The sequence below is a fragment of the Syntrophobotulus glycolicus DSM 8271 genome, assembly GCF_000190635.1.
Taxonomy (GTDB): Bacteria; Bacillota; Desulfitobacteriia; order Desulfitobacteriales; family Syntrophobotulaceae; genus Syntrophobotulus; species Syntrophobotulus glycolicus.
Map to the genome: position 1 here is coordinate 2,422,054 of NC_015172.1, position 18,474 is coordinate 2,440,527.

At 44.8% G+C, this 18,474-nt stretch carries 16 protein-coding genes, 1 other RNA gene and 1 riboswitch; of the genes, 7 read left to right on the forward strand and 10 right to left on the reverse strand.

Going from position 1 to position 18,474, the window contains the following annotated elements; translation table 11 throughout:
• Positions 1–63: 63 nt before the first annotated feature.
• The 4 genes from SGLY_RS11945 to SGLY_RS11960 form a co-directional block, all read right to left on the reverse strand.
• Positions 64–603 (reverse strand): ferritin family protein, encoded by a 540-nt coding sequence (locus SGLY_RS11945; protein WP_013625533.1) that lies wholly within the window; start codon positions 601–603, stop codon positions 64–66.
• 169 nt (positions 604–772) lie between these two features.
• A complete protein-coding gene (locus tag SGLY_RS11950) occupies positions 773–1,423 on the reverse strand; it encodes a CHAP domain-containing protein (RefSeq protein ID WP_013625534.1) in 651 nt (216 codons plus the stop codon).
• A gap of 187 nt (positions 1,424–1,610) precedes the next feature.
• Positions 1,611–1,802 (reverse strand): type II toxin-antitoxin system antitoxin, encoded by a 192-nt coding sequence (locus SGLY_RS11955; RefSeq protein WP_013625535.1) that lies wholly within the window; start codon positions 1,800–1,802, stop codon positions 1,611–1,613.
• A 14-nt stretch (positions 1,803–1,816) separates the two neighbouring features.
• Complete coding sequence (locus SGLY_RS11960; protein ID WP_013625536.1) at positions 1,817–2,668, reverse strand: SPFH domain-containing protein; 852 nt, start codon at positions 2,666–2,668, stop codon at positions 1,817–1,819.
• 389 nt (positions 2,669–3,057) lie between these two features.
• Between SGLY_RS11960 and thiD the strand changes: the two genes are divergently transcribed.
• The 7 genes from thiD (at position 3,058) to pflA (ending at position 10,576) form a co-directional block, all read left to right on the forward strand.
• Entirely contained in the window at positions 3,058–3,867 is an 810-nt protein-coding gene (thiD, locus tag SGLY_RS11965; protein WP_013625537.1) for a bifunctional hydroxymethylpyrimidine kinase/phosphomethylpyrimidine kinase, read from the forward strand.
• Positions 3,857–5,068 (forward strand): putative hydroxymethylpyrimidine transporter CytX, encoded by a 1,212-nt coding sequence (gene cytX / locus SGLY_RS11970; protein WP_013625538.1) that lies wholly within the window; start codon positions 3,857–3,859, stop codon positions 5,066–5,068. The genes thiD and cytX overlap by 11 nt, the downstream gene beginning before the upstream one ends.
• A gap of 34 nt (positions 5,069–5,102) precedes the next feature.
• Positions 5,103–5,915, forward strand: coding sequence for a hydroxyethylthiazole kinase (thiM, locus tag SGLY_RS11975; protein ID WP_013625539.1), 813 nt, complete (start codon positions 5,103–5,105; stop codon positions 5,913–5,915).
• The gene (gene thiE, locus SGLY_RS11980; protein ID WP_013625540.1) at positions 5,908–6,531 is read left to right on the forward strand and encodes a thiamine phosphate synthase; all 624 of its coding nucleotides are present in this window, start codon (positions 5,908–5,910) and stop codon (positions 6,529–6,531) included. Before thiM ends, thiE begins: the two co-directional genes overlap by 8 nt.
• A 27-nt stretch (positions 6,532–6,558) precedes the next feature.
• Positions 6,559–7,272 carry a lysophospholipid acyltransferase family protein gene (locus tag SGLY_RS11985; RefSeq protein WP_013625541.1) on the forward strand — a complete coding sequence of 238 codons (714 nt, stop codon included), beginning with the start codon at positions 6,559–6,561 and terminating at the stop codon, positions 7,270–7,272.
• Positions 7,273–7,433: 161 nt separating this feature from the next.
• Positions 7,434–7,515, forward strand: a riboswitch (ZMP/ZTP riboswitch).
• Between the two features lie 48 nt (positions 7,516–7,563).
• Complete coding sequence (gene pflB / locus SGLY_RS11990) at positions 7,564–9,789, forward strand: formate C-acetyltransferase (RefSeq protein ID WP_013625542.1); 2,226 nt, start codon at positions 7,564–7,566, stop codon at positions 9,787–9,789.
• A gap of 40 nt (positions 9,790–9,829) precedes the next feature.
• Positions 9,830–10,576 (forward strand): pyruvate formate-lyase-activating protein, encoded by a 747-nt coding sequence (gene pflA, locus SGLY_RS11995; protein ID WP_013625543.1) that lies wholly within the window; start codon positions 9,830–9,832, stop codon positions 10,574–10,576.
• A gap of 19 nt (positions 10,577–10,595) precedes the next feature.
• On the opposite strand, the gene SGLY_RS12000 is transcribed toward pflA, so the two are convergent.
• The 6 genes from SGLY_RS12000 to rnpB form a co-directional block, all read right to left on the reverse strand.
• Positions 10,596–11,687 (reverse strand): GerAB/ArcD/ProY family transporter, encoded by a 1,092-nt coding sequence (locus tag SGLY_RS12000; protein WP_013625544.1) that lies wholly within the window; start codon positions 11,685–11,687, stop codon positions 10,596–10,598.
• Positions 11,680–13,026, reverse strand: a complete 1,347-nt coding sequence (locus SGLY_RS12005; RefSeq protein ID WP_013625545.1) for a Ger(x)C family spore germination protein — start codon at positions 13,024–13,026, stop codon at positions 11,680–11,682. The genes SGLY_RS12000 and SGLY_RS12005 overlap by 8 nt, the downstream gene beginning before the upstream one ends.
• 63 nt (positions 13,027–13,089) lie before the next feature.
• Entirely contained in the window at positions 13,090–14,628 is a 1,539-nt protein-coding gene (locus SGLY_RS12010; protein ID WP_041444794.1) for a spore germination protein, read from the reverse strand.
• A 619-nt stretch (positions 14,629–15,247) separates the two neighbouring features.
• Positions 15,248–16,474 carry an LL-diaminopimelate aminotransferase gene (locus SGLY_RS12015; protein WP_013625548.1) on the reverse strand — a complete coding sequence of 409 codons (1,227 nt, stop codon included), beginning with the start codon at positions 16,472–16,474 and terminating at the stop codon, positions 15,248–15,250.
• Between the two features lie 94 nt (positions 16,475–16,568).
• Positions 16,569–17,819 carry an ArnT family glycosyltransferase gene (locus tag SGLY_RS12020; protein ID WP_013625549.1) on the reverse strand — a complete coding sequence of 417 codons (1,251 nt, stop codon included), beginning with the start codon at positions 17,817–17,819 and terminating at the stop codon, positions 16,569–16,571.
• Between the two features lie 227 nt (positions 17,820–18,046).
• An RNA gene (gene rnpB, locus SGLY_RS17305) (RNase P RNA component class A) lies at positions 18,047–18,402 on the reverse strand.
• Between the last annotated feature and the right edge of the window lie 72 nt (positions 18,403–18,474).

An 18,474-nucleotide genomic window follows, 5' to 3' on the forward strand; every position in this document is an offset into this window, starting at 1 on the left:
CCGGAAAACTCCGGCAGCCTCTTCGCATCAATTTTAAACATTCTCCCGGGATAACCCTTTTCCTCACAGCTTGGGAGAGCTCGAAAAATCCTGTTCTTGTATCCATAGCTCGGTCAGGTTCTCGTGAATTTCATTGAGCTGGTTCAGGTGATCTCCTTCCCATTCTACAAGTATGGTATAGATTTTCTTGGCCTCTTCATTCTGCGTACTCGCCGCCGCCTTTGTATAAAAATCAATAGACGCCTGTTCCATCAGGGCCCCGGCTGAGAAAACCGCCATATCGGAAAGGGCCAGTTTAAATTTTCCGCCCGCTTGTGAGAAAAGCTCCGGGGACTTGCCTTTTTTCCGGAGTTCAGCCTCTCTGATAAATTCAATTTCGGCCAGGGTTTCCCATTCGAGATTTGCCGAAGATGAAGCCACCTGAAGAACCAGCCTGTCATAAAGCGACCTGAGCCATTCCTCATGCTGGACTTCCTGGTCCTTCAAGTAACCAAACGCCTCTTTTGAAGAAGTATCCGCTGTTTTTTCGGCAGCCATAGCGTAAAATGCCGCACCTTCGGCTTCGTTAAGTATGGCCTGTCTCAGTACATCCAAATCATTCATTGAAATCACTCCTTCTGAATTTTGTAGGTTACTGCATTATACACATTTTATAATCTTTTCTCAAGTCGAATAATAGGGAATTTTCTTTCTTTTGTTAATATTTTGTTTTCAGCCTTGCCATCGATGTGATTTGGATGTCTGTCTGTTTGATTCCCCGGGAGCTCCGCCGTCATTTCGTCCTGTCGCCGAGCCGGAGCCAGCCTGCCGGCTTCCTGTCTCCGTCAACATCGTAGCCGCCATCTGTTTTGACCAGCTTGTATCGTTTGCGCGGGACTTCCGAGTTCTGCTGGACAACCTCAATCCAGTCCTCCCCTGTTGCGGAAATGATCGCGACATGGCCGTATTTTCCATCGGTAAATACGATCAGGTCGTCTTCTCTGGGCTTGACATCCCCGCCGTTCTTATATTGGAAAAGGCCCCGTTGATTATTGTACTCCCCCTGCTCAAGCATCGGATTAAAATAATATTTGGCGTTTCCCGCTCCATCAGGCATTTTATGCTGATAAACCGTATAATAAAAGCGTTTGACATACTCCGTGCACTGCCATTTCAGACCATAATAATAGCCGTCGTCACTGTAATTCAATCCATGGCTGGCCGTATAATCCTTGCCATTGGAAAAAACCACCACTCCCTTATAGGCGTCAATTTTTGTTCCGATATCCACTTCTCCCTGCGGTATGGATAAAGACTGCTCTTCTTGTCCGCCGCCGTACTCCGGCTGCTCTTCAATGCTTTCACCCTTATTCAATGAGCCGATTGAAGCAGAAATAAAAAATAAGACTATAAGAAAAAGGAGATATCTAAATTTTTTCCTCATCGTTCTCTATTCCCCTTAATTTTCCATATAGTCAAATTATAATGTTTCTGCCTGCTGTTAAGCAATAGAAACCATCTCCCAAACCTCGACCATACTTGTCTTTAAGGCTTGTTTCTTGACGTTTTCTTCAATTAGATCCCTTTTTCTTGATCTTCCCCCAAATAAACTTCATTTTTTACGCTGTTTGTTATTCTGCCTTTTGATCGTGACCTGCCTTTTTGTCCGCTTTCAGCTTCATGCGTCCGGCCTTGCGTATACTTTCACGCAACAGGTATTCAATATGGGCATTCACACTGCGAAATTCGTCAGCCGCCCAGCGTTCAATCGCTTCATACAGTTCGGGATCAATTCTGAGTGGAAAACCTCTTTTATTTGCCATCTCAATCTTCAACCCTAATAAATTGTTCCTGTATTAATTACAGGCTGGGCGGAACGATCGGATACGATTGCGACAAGCAGATTATTAATCATCGCCATCCTGCGTTCATCATCCAGTTCGATCGTCCCATCTTTTTCCAGACGTTCAATTGCCATTTGGGCCATACTTACAGCCCCTTCCACGATTTTCTGCCTGGCGGCCAGGATGGCGTTGGCTTGCTGACGCTGGAGCATGGCACTGGCAATTTCCGTTGCGTATGCCAGATGAGTCAGCCTGGCTTCAATGACTTCTACCCCGGCTATGGCCAAGCGGGCCTGCAGCTCCCCGGCGATTTCCCCGGCGATTTCTTCGGCATTTCCTCTCAGGGAGCATCCCTCTTCTTCAAAATGATCATAAGGGTACCTGCTGGCAATATGTCTGAGGGCCGTTTCACTCTGGATTTCAACAAAATGTTCATAGTTGTCAACATCATAGACAGCCTTGGCGGAATCAACCACCTTCAGGACGACTACCGCTGCGATTTCAACCGGGTTTCCCTCAATATCATTGACCTTGAGCTTTTCACTGTTAAAATTACGCACTTTTAAAGAAACCTTTTTGTTTTGAGAAAGAGGGACGGTCATCCAAAACCCCGGTTCCCGGATACTGCCCATATATTTTCCGAAAAAAGTGAGCACTTTAGCCTCATTCGGTGAAACAATATGAAAACCGCTGAGACAAACTGTCACAATAATAAAAATCACACATCCCGCCACTACAGAAACTATGCTTAAATTCAAAAAACTGAAGACACCTAAAACCGTTAAAACAAACATCATGATCAGTGCCAGAAAACCGTTAATCTTCCATGCTTTTTCCTCGATCATCTGATATCCTCCCGTCAAATATTGATACTAATATGATATCATTTTTATATCATCATTGCAAGCGACAGGCCTATTCAATAGTATTGGGACATCTTCCTCAAAATATGATTGTTTTTTCTTCAACAATATCTTAGGATTTTTCTGAGCAAAGCTCAAGCGGGAGATCAAACACCAGTACGGCATGAACTGGAGTCCAGATACGAGAAAATCATTGCAAATCACCTGAAATAGAGTATATTTATTATGAATATCCTATTTTTCAGGGGAACTGGAAAGGCGTAGGAATGCTTTGAGTGATTATGCTCAATTTGCTTTGATCACCACAAGTGCCGCAACGGATTTGTGGTGATGTTTTTTTAACATATTTTATTGATCTTGGGAGGGATTCCATGAAAAAAGCTTTGACTATTGCAGGCAGCGATTCCAGCGGGGGTGCCGGAATTCAGGCTGATCTTAAAACCTTTTCCGCCCATGGCGTCTTTGGGATGAGTGTCATTACGGCAATTACGGCCCAGAATACCCAGGGAGTTTTTGCGGTTCAGGATATTTCGCCTGAGATGATCGGCAGGCAAATTGACGCCATCTTCGACGATATTGATGTCGATGCCCTGAAAATCGGTATGGTTTCCGTCACTGATACCATTAAAGTGATTGCCGAAAAGCTTCAGGAATATCATTTTTCTCAAATCGTGCTTGACCCCGTGATGATTTCCAAAAGCGGCTATTCTTTATTGCAGCCTGAAGCCGGTGAAGCCTTGATCAAATACCTGCTCCCCCTGGCTATGGTTGTGACCCCCAATATTCCCGAAGCTGAAGTCATTACCGGACTGCATATTGAAACACTGGCTGACATGAAAAAAGCGGCTAAAGCAATCCACGATTTAGGAGCGGCCAATGTCCTGATCAAGGGCGGTCATATGGAAGATGATGCCACTGATATCCTTTTTGACGGTGAAAAATATCTCGAATATCCCGGGCGGCGGATTGATACAAAACATACCCACGGTACAGGCTGTACCTTATCTTCTTCCATTACGGCCAATATTGCCCGGGGAATACCCGTGGAGAGAGCCGTTGAACAAAGCAAGAGATATATTACCACAGCGATTGAGCATTCTCTGGCTATCGGCAAAGGGGTTGGCCCCACACATCATTTTTATGAATTATATCAAAAGGCGGGCATGACAGATGAACAGTAATTCTCAAAGTATTCCTTCTTTTCATTTCTTTTTAATCTGGTTTGGCGCGGCGGTCTCCATCTCTGAAATATTAACCGGCGGCCTGATTGCCCCGCTCGGTTTTGCTCAAGGGCTGGCTGCTATCGTCATTGGCCATGTCATAGGCGTGTTATTGTTAGGCCTTTGCGGGATCATTGGTTTTCGCAATAAAATCCCCGCTATTGAGTCGACCAGGATTTCCTTCGGAAAGTTCGGCTCCTACGGTTTCTCGGTTCTAAATATCCTGCAGCTTGTCGGCTGGACTGCCGTGATGATTATTATGGCCGCACGCTCGGCTAATGATATCAGCAATGCCCTCTGGGGTTTTAACAGTACCAGTGCCTGGTGTATCGTTATCGGAGCCTTGATCTGTATTTGGATTGCAACCGGTATCAAAAACTCGGCAAAGTTGAATTATGCGGCAATCTCCCTTTTATTCATCTTAACCGTTATTTTGAGCACTGTAGTATTTAAGGATACCAGTATTTTCAGCAGGACATCCGACGGTACAATGTCTTTTGGTGCTGCCGTAGAACTTTCCGTAATCATGCCTTTGTCCTGGCTTCCCCTGATTGCCGATTACACACGGTTCGGCCGCAGCAGCAAAGGCAGCTTTTGGGGGAGTGTCTCCGGTTATTTCCTGGGAAGCTGCTGGATGTATATCATCGGCCTGGGCGGCACACTCCTTACCGCGAACTATGAGCCATCGGCCATGCTTTTAGCCGCGAATATGGGGATCGCTGCTTTAGGGATTGTCGTTTTGGCTACAGTAACCACAACCTACCTCGATGCTTATTCCGCAGGTGTCTCTTATCTCAATATCCACCGAAATGCCAACGAAAAAGTGATCGCTCTGCTGATGTGCGCAATCGGAACATTGATTGCCATTTATACTTCTATAGAACAGTATATTGATTTTCTCTATTATATCGGCTCGGTTTTTGCGCCTCTTTTTGCTATCCTGCTGACAGAATACTTTGTTTTCCGTAAGACTGGAATCCGGGAGGGGCATAACCTCTTTTCTGCCAACGTGATTCTTTGGCTGATCGGGGTAGGCCTTTATTATCAGTTTGTCAAGTATGATTTGCCCTTTGGCAGCACAATCCCTGTGATGCTGATCATTTCCCTCTTATGCGTCGTAAAGGAATGGCTGTTGACTTTGTTCAATAAATTGAGGTCTTAAATTCATCCTAAAAAAGAAGAAGGAGCGAGGAAAAATGGAAATAACCAGATTATGCGCCAACGCTTTGTCCGAGCTGCAAAATAAAAAACCTCTTGTCCATAATATCACCAACTATGTCACTGTTCATGATTGTGCCAATATCATCCTGGCTATCGGCGGGTCTCCCGTTATGGCCGATGATCTTCATGAAGTTGAGGACATGGTTTCTATTTCTTCCGCTTTGGTCATCAACATGGGGACTCTGAACACCCGCACTGTGGAGTCCATGATTGCTGCCGGCAAAAGAGCCAATGAACTCGGTATTCCCGTTATTTTTGACCCTGTTGGTGTAGGGGCTACCCCCTACCGCAATGCCACAGCGAAAAAGATTATGGACGAAGTCAAGCTTGCTGTTGTTCGCGGAAACATGTCGGAAATCAAATCTTTAAGCGGAATGGCTGTCCAATCCAAGGGAGTGGATTCTGTTGCCGATGAGACTGACGGCGCAACCGTTGCCAGAGCATTTGCCCGGAATACGGGCATCGTGGCCGCAATCACGGGAAAAACAGATGTGATCTCTGATGGCGGCCGAGTATGCCTGATCAATAATGGCCATTCCCTGCTCTCCGGTGTGACGGGAACGGGCTGTATGGCCTCCGCTTTAGTGGGGACTTTTTGCGGTGCTGTCCCGGATTATTTGATTGCGGCAACGGCCGGGGTGATGTGTATGGGCCTGTCCGGTGAACTGGCCGAAAAAACATTATCTGAAACAGAAGGAATTGGAACCTTCCGCGTCAAACTCTTTGACCAGATCTCCCGGCTTAATGAAGAGACAATCATGAAGGAAGGAAAGATAACCCTTGCTTAAATGGGACTATACCTTATACCTGGTCACCGACAGGAGCTATATTGGCGACAGAAATCTGGAGGATTGTGTTGAAGAAGCGATCCTCGGCGGTGCAACCATGGTCCAGCTGCGGGAAAAAACTGCGTCATCCCTTGATTTTTATCACCTGGCTGTTAAAATCAAAGGGGTTACAAGAAAATACCAGGTTCCTTTGATGATTAATGACCGTTTGGATATTGCCCTGGCCATTGATGCCGACGGTCTCCATCTCGGTCAGGATGATCTGCCCATTGAGATCGCGCGCAGATATTTTGGCCGGGAAAAAGTGATCGGCATCTCGGTAAGTACGGTTGAAGAAGCACTCCTCGCTGAAAAAAGCGGCGCCGATTATCTCGGGGCGGGCGCTGTCTTTCCAACCGGGACCAAAACAGACGCCAAGCTCGTTTCTTTACCGGAATTAAGCCTGATCAAAAAAGCAGTAAAAATCCCGGTCGTGGCCATCGGCGGAATTAATGAGACCAATGCCTGTGATGTTTTCCATACCGGAATTGACGGTCTTTCTGTGGTTTCAGCTATTCTGGCCAGGAAAGATCCCAGGAAGGCTTCTGCGGAAATCAAAGCAAGAATAACAGGATAAACGAAATAAATCCTTGCGAGGGCTGATATGCTGAGAACATTCTTTTGGTTTATTTATTTTTGGCTATACTTGATTTCGGTTCTTCCCGCGCAATTTAAAATTGAGCGTTTAGCGAAGGAAAACAATACGGCTTCACATGATCAGCTTGTTGACCGGACTGTCAAGAGATGGGCTCAGTCTTTGGTTTCTTTAAGCGGATCAAAAATCAAAGTAACCGGTGAAGAAAATGTCCCTGCCGAAAGACCTGTTGTGTTCGTCAGCAACCATCAGGGCAATTTTGATATCCCCATCTTACTCGGGTATATTCAAAAACCCAAAGCATTTATTGCCAAGGTGGAATTGGCCAAGATGCCTATGGTCAGCACCTGGATGCGCCACATGAAATGTGTCTTTATGGACCGTTCCGATATCCGACAGTCCCTGCGCACAATCGCCGAAGCCGCATCTTATCTTCAAAATGGTTATTCCATGGTGATTTTTCCGGAGGGTACAAGAAGCAAAGGCATGGCATTGGGCGAATTTAAGCCGGGAAGCTTTAAACTGGCCGTAAAAGCCAAGGCCCTGATTGTGCCGGTTACCATACGCGGGTCATATCAGATCATGGAAGCTCAGAAGTTTATCATCAAGCCGGCCGAGGTTGAAATTGTTATCTCCAAGCCTATTGAAACCAAGAATCTGACCAAGGAGCAGGAAGCCCTGTTGCCGGAGCAAGTCCGGTCAATCATTCAAAGCAACCTCTGATTAAAGAGGGACTGTCCAGTGAAATCCATATCATGCCGATGAGAAAATGTCGAATCGAGCAGACAAATGAGACACGAATGTGAAAATAATCTTAATTCTTGACAACCTGAACCGGTCGTAATACAATGATTCTACAACAGCAAGACATCGTTCTTGTCAGCAAACCTTCACATAACTGGCGGAAGTGGGAAAACCACAGGGAGTGTGAAGCGTATCGATTAGCCGACCGCCTGGGCAGTTTTATAAACTACCCGGGTTTTTTTATTGCCCGGGATACAGGAGGAATGTCTAATGCTTACGCAATGGGCCGGATTCAAACCGGGTAACTGGATAGATAATATTGATGTCCAAAATTTCATCGCCGCAAATTATTTACCTTATGATGGGAACGAGAACTTTCTGAGCGGACCATCCCGGCGCACCACGGAGCTTTGGCAAACATGTGAAAAGCTCCTTCAGAAAGAAGCGGCAAATCATGGCGTGCTGAATATTGATACCGAACGCCCCGCCAAAATCAATTCTCATCTTCCCGGTTACATTGATCGGGAAAACGAAATGATCGTCGGCTTGCAAACAGACGCTCCTTTAAAAAGAGGGGTGAATATTGTCGGTGGCCTTAAAATGGCCCGTGAAGCATGCCGTGCTTACGATATGACCCTTAATCCTCAGCTGGACCAGTTCTTTGCGGAAAACCGCAAAACCCATAATGACGGTGTTTTCAGCGTATATCCTGAAGAAATCAAGCTTTTACGCAAATATAAGCTCCTTACCGGATTGCCCGACGGCTATGGGCGCGGCAGAATCATCGGTGATTACCGGCGGGTCCCTCTCTATGGAGTGGACCGTCTCCTGAAAGAAAAAAAGAAGGATTTAAAAAAATTGCCCTTTGAAATGACTGAGGGAAACATCCGTTTAAGAGAAGAAATCTCTGAACAGCTCTGTGCCCTTCAAGATCTCAAAAGCATGGCCTTAAGCTATGGTATTGATATCTCAGAACCGGCTGCCAATACCAAAGAAGCGGTGCAATGGTTGTATTTTGCCTATCTGGCGGCAGTTAAGGAGCAGAACGGTGCTGCGATGAGTATCGGCCGCAACACTGCTTTTCTGGACATTTACATTGAAAAAGACCTGCAAAATAAAGCCTTGTCAGAACAAGATGTCCAGGAATTGATTGATCAATTCCTGATCAAACTGCGCATGGTCAGACAGCTGCGCACCCCGGAATATCACCAGCTTTTTGCCGGAGACCCTCTGTGGATTACGGAAAGCCTCGGTGGGATAGGCCTGGATGGGCGGCACATGGTGACCAAAACAGCCTATCGCTTCCTCAACTCCCTCAGGAATCTGGGAGCCGCGCCTGAGCCAAACATGACCATACTTTGGTCGGAAAAACTTCCCGCACCATTCAAAGAATTCTGCTGCGCTCTTTCCATCGAAACCAGTGCAATCCAATATGAAAATGATGAGCTTATGCGGCCGTATTACGGTGACGACTATGCGATTGCCTGCTGTGTTTCCCCCATGCGCGTCGGTAAGGAAATGCAGTTTTTCGGAGCAAGATGCAATATTGCCAAACTACTGCTTGTCGCTTTAAATGGCGGCAGGGATGAACTTAGCGGTGTTCAGATCCTTCCTCCGACTGAACCCTACCGGGGGGAAATCCTCGATTATCAAGAAGTGCTGTCCAGGTTTCAATCCTACCTTGATCTTTTGTGCTCCTACTATGTGAACACCATGAATATTATCCACTATATGCACGACAAGTACGCTTATGAGCGGCTGGAAATGTCCCTTCACGATTCTGAAGTATCCAGGAATATGGCTTTTGGTCTGGCCGGATTGTCCGTTCTCGTTGATTCCCTCAGTGCCATCAAGCATGCCCGGGTCACCCCCGTTTGGGAGAAAGGCCTGATTAAAGATTTTCTGATTGAAGGAGAATACCCCGCCTATGGCAATGATCTTGATGAAGCGGACAATATCGCCAAAGAAATCGTGGAACTGGCCTTAAACGCTTTGAAGAAATACAAAACTTACCGGGATGCCGTTCACACCTTATCTGTCCTGACCATCACCTCCAATGTTGTATACGGGCAGAACACCGGCAACACCCCGGATGGCCGCAGAGCAGGGACTCCCTTTGCTCCCGGCGCCAATCCCTCTAATGGCAAAGACATCTCCGGGGCCATAGCCTCCCTTAATTCTGTTTGTAAAATCCCTTATGAACATTGCCGGGACGGTATCTCCTACACTCTGACCCTGACTCCGGGCTTATTGGGCAAGGAGAAGACGGCCAGAAAAAAAATCCTGGCTGATTTACTGGATGGCTATTTCCTGTCCGGCGGTCATCACGTAAATATTAACATCCTCAATCGTTCGGATCTGTTAGAAGCTATGGAGCACCCGGAGAAATACCCCAATCTGACTATCCGGGTCTCAGGCTATGCCGTCAAGTTCAATTCCTTAACCCGAGAACAGCAGCTTGATGTGGTGAGCCGGACATTCCACGAGCATATTTAGTTTTCAGAGCCAAAGCACATTCGTTTGCCGGGAGGTCAATATGAAGGGATATGTTCATTCCGTTGAGTCATTCTCGACCCTGGATGGCCCCGGAATCAGAAGTGTAGTTTTTCTTCAGGGCTGTCCTTTACGATGCCAGTATTGTCATAATCCGGACACCTGGCAAATGAATGAAGGCAACTTGGTGGATTCTGCCGAGGTTATTGCCAGAGTTTTAAAAAACAAGAACTATATTGCCCGAAACGGCGGGGTCACCATCTCGGGAGGGGAACCGACGGCCCAAATTGACTTCCTGGCTGAACTTCTCAAGGGATTTAAAGAGGCTGGGCTCCATACGGCTGTAGACACCTCCGGCTATGTCGATTTGGATGATATTGACCGGATTATTGATGATACAGATCTATTTATCGTCGATATCAAGCATATGGACCCGGAAAAATGCCGGGAACTTACCGGCCGGTCCAATGAAAAAGTCTTGGCTTTATTAGGTCATCTGGAAAATCTTCATCAAGCCGTATGGATCAGAAATGTGCTCCTTCCGGGTTTTACCGATACGGAAAAGCATATCTCAGATTTATGCGCCTATGTTCAAAAGCTTCAAAATGTCCAAAATTTTGAAGTTCTCCCTTACCATGCCCTGGCTAAAGCAAAATATCAAGACCTGGATTTGCCATACAAGCTGGACGGCATTTCTGAGTTTGATTCTAAGCAATTGCTCCAATATCAAGACATGATTCAGAAATATTACAGCAAGAAATTTTCCATCCAGCACGATGCCTGGATGTGAGTCCTCAGGGAACCACGGTTCATTCCAAGGCTTTCCTCCTGAAAAAATATACGATCAGCACGATCAGAGGCAGAATAAAGATCCCGACATTGCCGATATAGGGCAATAAGGTAAAAATTTTGTTGATTGTAACGGACGTCATTATTTTGAAGAAGGATACGGTGATAAAGGCGACGATACATAAAGGGATAATCAGCTTTTTGCTGTCTTTAATTTTGAATATTTGTCCCAAACCCATCGTTACACAATACATATAGAGAGAAAACTTGATAAATTCAATAATTACCCATGCTACGACAGAGAGGGATTCAATTCTTTCTACAAATTCAAAGACTTCAATTGTCCGAACATATTTATAGTAGGGAAAAGAAGCGTGTTTCCCAAATTCAATTCCCAAAACAGCCTGAGCCGTAACCACAAAAACAATTAAGAATATAATCGATATGCCGATGAAATAGAGCGCTATTTTTTTGATATCCTCTTTTTTCTGCAGATTCGGAACCAGCATGGCGAAAACCAGCAAATCATAATATCGGGAAGCCACGATAAAGCCTCCCTGAGCAATGTCCACAAGCTTGCTGTCTTTTAATACCGGTAAAAACAGACTGAAATCCATGCGGGGAATATTTAACGTTGTAAACAATACTGTGACCACAAAAAAATAAGGAATAAGAAACTCCGCCATCCTGCCCATTGTTTCTACTCCTTTATATGTCGTGTAAATACAGGGAATCAACATGGTGATCATGATGGCGTATACCGGAGTCTCCGGTAAAATCGTCGTATGAATGAAGTTGACCATATCAGCCAGGATGACGATCAGGAGAAATAATAATATTCCCATAAACAGCATTCCCATGATACTTCCGATCAACTTCCCCATGATTCTTTGACAATATTGAATGAGATTCTCATCCGGAAACCTGCAGGCCAAAAATACCAGGGGCGCCGCGAAAATAAGGTAGAGAAAGGCAGAAAACACCAAGGCAATCCATAAATCCTGATTGCCCGGGGGGGCTGTTAATTGCAGGTAAAGAAATCCGGTAGTCATCCGGCAGGCAAAGAGCAGTAAAATCATTTGCAGGGTGGAAATTCTTTCTATTTTAATCATATTCCATGATCTCCTCGCCTGTAAGGGTATGCGTCGGCAGACGCAACAATCCCGTTTCTAAAATCGTTGTTTCAACTTGAACATTAACCTGAGCTGTTGAAAATTTTTGATTCCAATCGTATTTTATTCTTTCCCATTCCTGCGGATATTTTTTGTGAAATTCCAAACCAAAACCAAAAACATCGCTTTGAAATTCTCTTTGTGTTTTGGTGATGACCTCTTCGATTTGTTTTTTGGTAACCTCCGAATTGGCATCCTGGATCTTCTGGAGATCAATCTCGGTAGAGTCCTCCACCATTGTCTTTCCCTGACCTGTTAATTCCCCAATGGAACCGGATATTTTTAAATTCAAGTTGATGATGATGCTCCCGTCTTCTTGCAGCAAGACCTCTCTCTTGCACTTAGATTCCAGGATTTCCACAGTCTGGACTCTGTCCGGCTTCTTGGCCACGATTGTTCCGCTTGAAACTTTATTATTGACAAAGTTCACAGCCTTCGTCTCTTCCCCGCCTAAGAATCCCACCAGCCTATCTTTAAGAAAAACCGCAGCGCCTTCATCCAGTATTTCCTTTTCTTTGTCGGGGTCATTCTGCGGTAAATCTCCATTCTTGCCGGACTCCTCAATCGTCATATCTGCCTCTCCTCTGGATTCAGAACTATTGGCCTGGTCACTTCCTGCTTTTTCTGTGGACTTCTTTTGACCTTGGCTTTCCTCCGTTTTCATCTCCACCAGTTGCAAAACTCCGCAGACCGGTTGTTTTCCGATAGAATAGTATTCCTTGATAAAGTCAAGCAATTCAATGGAAACGCTTTTGGAATTCGCTCTCTGAGCCTTGGCCAGGCTTTGCAGGTATATGGAGGGAATATCCTCGATCCCTTCAGATTTACCCATCACATCGGAGGGCTTTGCTCCCTTTACAACAAAAACATAAGCATATAACCTTGATTCATGATCTCTCATCCAGAAATCCATATAGTCCATAAAACCTTTCTTGGCTGCTTCTTCACTGAGAATAAAGACCTTGCAATCGGCCAGAAAGATTTTTCTGTCAAATTTCTCCGTTGCATTTCTCAACGCTTCCAGAACTGAATCCCCTGTTGTCTGGTCCATCACAAACGATTCTTGATTTGAGCGGGCTTCTCCCCCGTAAGCTTTTGGCCTGATGATTTCTGTCGTTACAATTATCTTTTCTCCTTGAATATCAATTCCTACGGCCCCCAGTATACCGATATTATTCAGCTCACGCCGGTTCCAGCAGCCTGAGACCGGTATCAGAATCAGAGCGGCCAGCAAGAGGATCAGTACTTTCTTCTTTTCTGCAGTTTTTGCTTTTTTCATTTTTTTATCTCTCTCATCTTTTTTGTCTGATTAGCCAATTTTTCTCCACTGAATTTCTGCTGATCATTTCTTGCGAGTATTATCCTGCCTTCGGATATTTTCTTTAACCACCGATTCTGGTCTTTTTTTCAACATCCACAGGGGATAACGGATAATGGAATCCTTCAGTTCCCCTTTATTGATCGGCGCAAAAGAAGTCGTATAAGGAACTCCGAATGAACGCAAGGAAACCGCATGGGCAATTCCGATAAATAACCCGCTCACAATTCCATACAAGCCCATAAAACCGCCTAAAAACAAAAAGATAAACCGGTAGAAGGTGATCGATTCCGTCAGCGTTGGCAAGGCAAAGCTGGTGACGGCCGTAAGGGCAGTGATGATGACCATCGGCGTGCTGACCAGCCCTGCTTTTACTGCCGATTCCCCAATGATCAACGCTCCGACAATACTGATCGCCGAACCGATTGGCCGGGGGAGCCTGGTTCCGGATTCTCTTAAGATCTCAAACATAAAAATCATCACAAAGCATTCGACCAGAGAAGGCAGCGGGATTCCTTCCCTGGCTCCGGCCATGCTTACGAGAAGCACAGTTGGAATCATTTCATGATGGAAGGTTGTTAACGCCACATATAATGAGGGGAGCATGACACTGATCGAGAATGAAAGAAACCTGATTATTCTTAAGAAAGAAGCCTGGTACGGCCGCAAAAAATAATCCTCGCTGGTTTGAATGCCTTCAATAAAGGTATAAGGAATGGTCAAAGCATGCGGTGTTCCGTCACAAAGGATGATCACTCTTCCCTCAAGTAATTTTGCCGCCGCCACATCAGGTTTTTGGGTATTGCCGACGGTAGGGAAAATGGAAAATGGTTCGTCTTCTATGTATTGTTCAATATATCCGGTTTCCAGGATTGCATCCGTATCGATTTGACCGATTCTTCTCTTCACCTCTCCTAGAACCTCTTTATTGACAATTCCTTCAATATATCCGATACACAGATCAGTTTTTGTTTCTTTCCCCAGAACAATATTCTCAAAAATAAGATGATTATTTTTGATTTTCCGTCTGATCAGAGAAGTATTCACCCTGATGCTCTCGACAAAACCCTCTCTCGGACCCCTGATCACAGATTCCACATCCGGCTGCTCGACAGCCCTTTTATCCCAGCCCTTTGAATCTACGATGTAAACCGCGTCCAACCCTTCAAGCAGGATAACCGTATTCCCTTTGAGGATCTCTTGTACAGCCTGTTTGATGTTCTCCGTATATTTGATATTTGCCGCTGTGATATATTTTCGAGGGTCTTCCTTTTCCACTTTATAGTTTCTGATTAATGGACCGAGGATATCCCGGTTGATGATATCTTTGTTGATCATCCCGTCGAGATAGACGCTTAGACCGCGGATATTTCCTGTCGTTTGAAATTCAGCCAGGATCAGGTCCCCGCTGTTTTTAAATTCCTTTTGAAAAGCTTCCTTGCTTTTATTAATCGTTGAGGGAATACGGCTAAACGTATTGTTTGTCCTCCCCTGTATTCTTTTATTCTTATCCGGTGAATACTGGTTTATTTTTCTGATCATTTTTCTTATTGTTTTGAACAAAGCACTGTCCCCCTGAAAAACGGGATAATCTCTATTATTTTTCATTTCAGAAAGGAATTTTATACATTAAACATTTTTATCTTTTATTGTCTGGAACTATTTTCCATAATATAACATATTTTATATTGTTCATCGGTTATTATTTCCAAAATAAAAGGGGGCTTTTGTCATGTCTGGTGCTTTTGGTGGAGAAACATGCTGTCCTTGCAGCTTCTGCGGAGTTGCCATTGTAACGATTATTATTCTTCTCTTAATTGCCTTGGGTATCGTTTTCTAATGATTCAATAGTTTTTAAGAGGAAGGTGAAACACATGTCTCATCAAAGCTTTCTTTCCGGCGGAACTACAGGTGCTGCAATTATTGCGATTGCTGTCTTAATTCTTATTGCTCTGGCTGTTATTTTTTAAGCCATTCACAAATAATATTCAACTAAAGGGGACGGACGAAACTTTGGTTTCGCATTGTCTCCTTGCTTTTATTTTAGGAGGAAATAAAAAAAGCGCACCTCCAAATGTCCGCTCATTTTTGTCCAACATTTGAGGTGCGCCATACATCAGTGACTGCCATCACCGGTCGTATTCAATACGAAAATCAAATTTCCCTTTATGAGGAGAATCCCTTACATTTTTGTTGCTATTCTTTCCAGGGCCTCGATTGTATTTTCCCTGGTGCCAAAAGCCGTCAGCCTGAAATACCCTTCACCGTTGGCTCCAAAGCCCGCTCCGGGAGTCCCTACCACATTGGCCGTTCGCATAAGCCGGTCAAAGAAGTCCCAGGAACTGAGCTGATCAGGAGTCTTCATCCAGATATATGGCGCATTGACCCCGCCAAAAACCTTATAACCGGCCTTTCTCAAACCTTCCCTGATGATCCTGGCATTCTCCATGTAGTAATCGATTAATTCTTTTACTTGTTTTTTGCCTTCTTCGGAATAGACAGCAGCAGCAGCAGCCTGTACCGGATAAGACACTCCATTGAATTTTGTGGTTTGCCTTCTCAGCCAAAGAGAGTTCAGGCTGTACCCTTCTCCTTTGGCGTCATAAACCTTGACCTCTTTAGGTACTATGGTATAAGCACATCTTGTCCCCGTAAAGCCGGCGGTTTTAGAAAAACTCCTGAATTCCACAGCGACTTCCCGGGCCCCTTCAATTTCAAAAATACTGTGCGGGACCCCGTCTTCCCTGATAAAAGCTTCATAGGCCGCATCAAAGAGGATGATCGATCTGTTTTCTCTGGCATGGTCTACCCACTTTTTCAGTTCTTCCCTGGAAAGTGTCATTCCGGTGGGATTGTTCGGAAAGCACAAATAAATCATATCTACCCTGGCTGAAGGGAGAGCGGGTTTCATCCCGTTTTCCTCAGTACAGGGGAGATAAACCACTCTGTCAAATTTACCGTCTTTATGGACCCCTGTACGGCCGGCCATCACATTGCTGTCAACATAAACAGGATAAACCGGGTCAGTCACCGCAAAAATATTGTTTAGACCAAAAAGCTCCTGAAAATTAGCCGTATCGCTCTTGGCCCCGTCACTGACGAAAACCTCATCAACAGCCGCCTCTATTCCACGGGGAGTCAAATCATTTTCAATAATCTTTTTTGCCAGAAAATCGTAACCCTGCTCAGGACCGTAGCCCCTGAATGTTTCCGGGCGCCCCATCTCGTCTACAGCCTTTTTCATTGCCTCAATCACAGCCCCGGGGAGCGGCCTGGTCACATCGCCAATGCCTAACCGAATCATATCAGCCTTTGGATGCTCAGCTTTGAACTGTTCGACTCTGCGGGCAATCTCCGAAAAAAGATAGTTTCCAGGCAATTTAAGATAGTTTTCATTGATTAATGCCATTCTTCTCAATCTCCTTATTTCACCTTGCTGGATATGTAAAACATTATTAATGACTATAACATGACATCAGCTCTTGTTCAATACGGCGGCATCATCAATTTCGGGTTAGCTCTGCTGTCCCTGTTCCCCGATTGATCCTGACACGCGTCAGTGTGTTCGCGGCGAATATGATGATCAAGGACATTACGGGATATGCATAACGAGAATAAGTAAAATACGGGAGATGGACCAGATTAACATATGCGATTACTCCGAATAACAGCAACAGAAGTTTATTTTTATCGTTGGACTTCAACATTCTGACCATACTGCGGACTGCCAGAATCAAGAGAATGACATGGCAAATAACCATGATTGCCAGCGGAATGCCGAACAGATCAAAAGGATAAAACGGCATCGCCCACAGAAAAACTGTCTTGCCCAAGGTATACCAATAAATGTATAGAACCGGATTTTTCCTGAAATTTTCCCTCAGCCTTTGTTTTCCCGCTTCCAATTCGCTCTTATCACGTTCTATGGCATCATCGGGGCAATCATAGATGAATCCCTCACTCTGGTCATAGTGAACAAAGGTCCCCTGTAAAAAAGGATTCCCGGAAGAGGCCGTTAAGGGGATGAAACGGGAGAATTCCAGATAATTGCGAATCCACCAGGGGGATAATACCATGATTAATAGACATGCGACCAAAAGAGAACGCGCAAGCATCTCTTTGATTGAATAGTTCAAATAAATCCACATGACCAAAATCACTATTGGAAATAGAAGAATAGTCGGTCTGACAAGAACAGCCAGCCCTAAAATCGTCCCTCCCAGCAGATAGTATTTTTTCTCTTTGCTTTGAAGTGCTTTCATACTGATATACACCAATAAAATAAGCAGAAAAGTAAACACGGTTTCTGTCAGAATCAGTACCGCGCCGACAATATTCGGGAAATATAATAAATAGAGGGTAATTGCTGTCTGCGCGGTTTTTTTATTGAACAGCTCCTGACAAATGCAATAAATGATGCAAAGAGATACGATTTGTAATATTCCCTGAAATACCCTGACTGCCGTCAATCCGGCCGTGTACCCGAATATCTTCATAAAAAAGGCTAACACAAAGGGGTATCCCGGCATAATAAATACTGTCGGCTCATTCACATCATGATAAACCAAGCGGTGATCTTGGAGTAATGTCCAAGCACTGCGAATATATTTGACGTCATCATTATTCATGGTCTCAAAATTACCCAAATACCAGCTGTCGCCATATAGATATATCGCGGTAAATTGTAATAATGCGTAAACGAAAATGATTAAGATTAAATAAAGATGATTTTGCCTGATATGCTTTAATTTCATCCGTTCTCGTCCTTTATTTTATTAGCCGGTTCGCTTTATGACAATCCATTTATTTTCATTTTTTCTAAAATACTACACTATTGATTAGTATATCACATCATCAGCCTTATTGATATGATTCATTCCATAAAAAAACCGGCTGGTTTCCCCATCACCGGCTATACCACCTCGATAAATTGGTGGGAAGCAGAAATGCATAAAGACACATCCCTGCTTCCCATAAATAAAGCGGAAGTCAACCTGTAAGCCGAATTCTGTCCCCTTGCGGGTGATAATCATCTATCTGGGACTGCTGTTACCAGCAGCCTCAAGCGACCTTACCCGGGAACGGAGCGGGCCGCTCCAATGTTCCCCTATTTGGTCTTGCTCCAGGTGGGGTTTGCAGGACAAACCAGTTACCTGGCTGCCGGTGAGCTCTTACCTCGCCTTTCCACCCTTACCGTCCCAAGGACGGCGGTATATCTCTGTTGCACTTTCCTAAGGATTTCTCCTCCCGGGCGTTACCCGGCACCCTGCCCTATGGAGTTCGGACTTTCCTCAGAGTTGGCCTTGCGGTCTCCTCCGCGACTATCCGGTTGACTTTGCCACAATATCATACTAGATATCAGGATATCCGTCAAATTATAATTTTGGAAATTCGGATAAAACAAGAAAA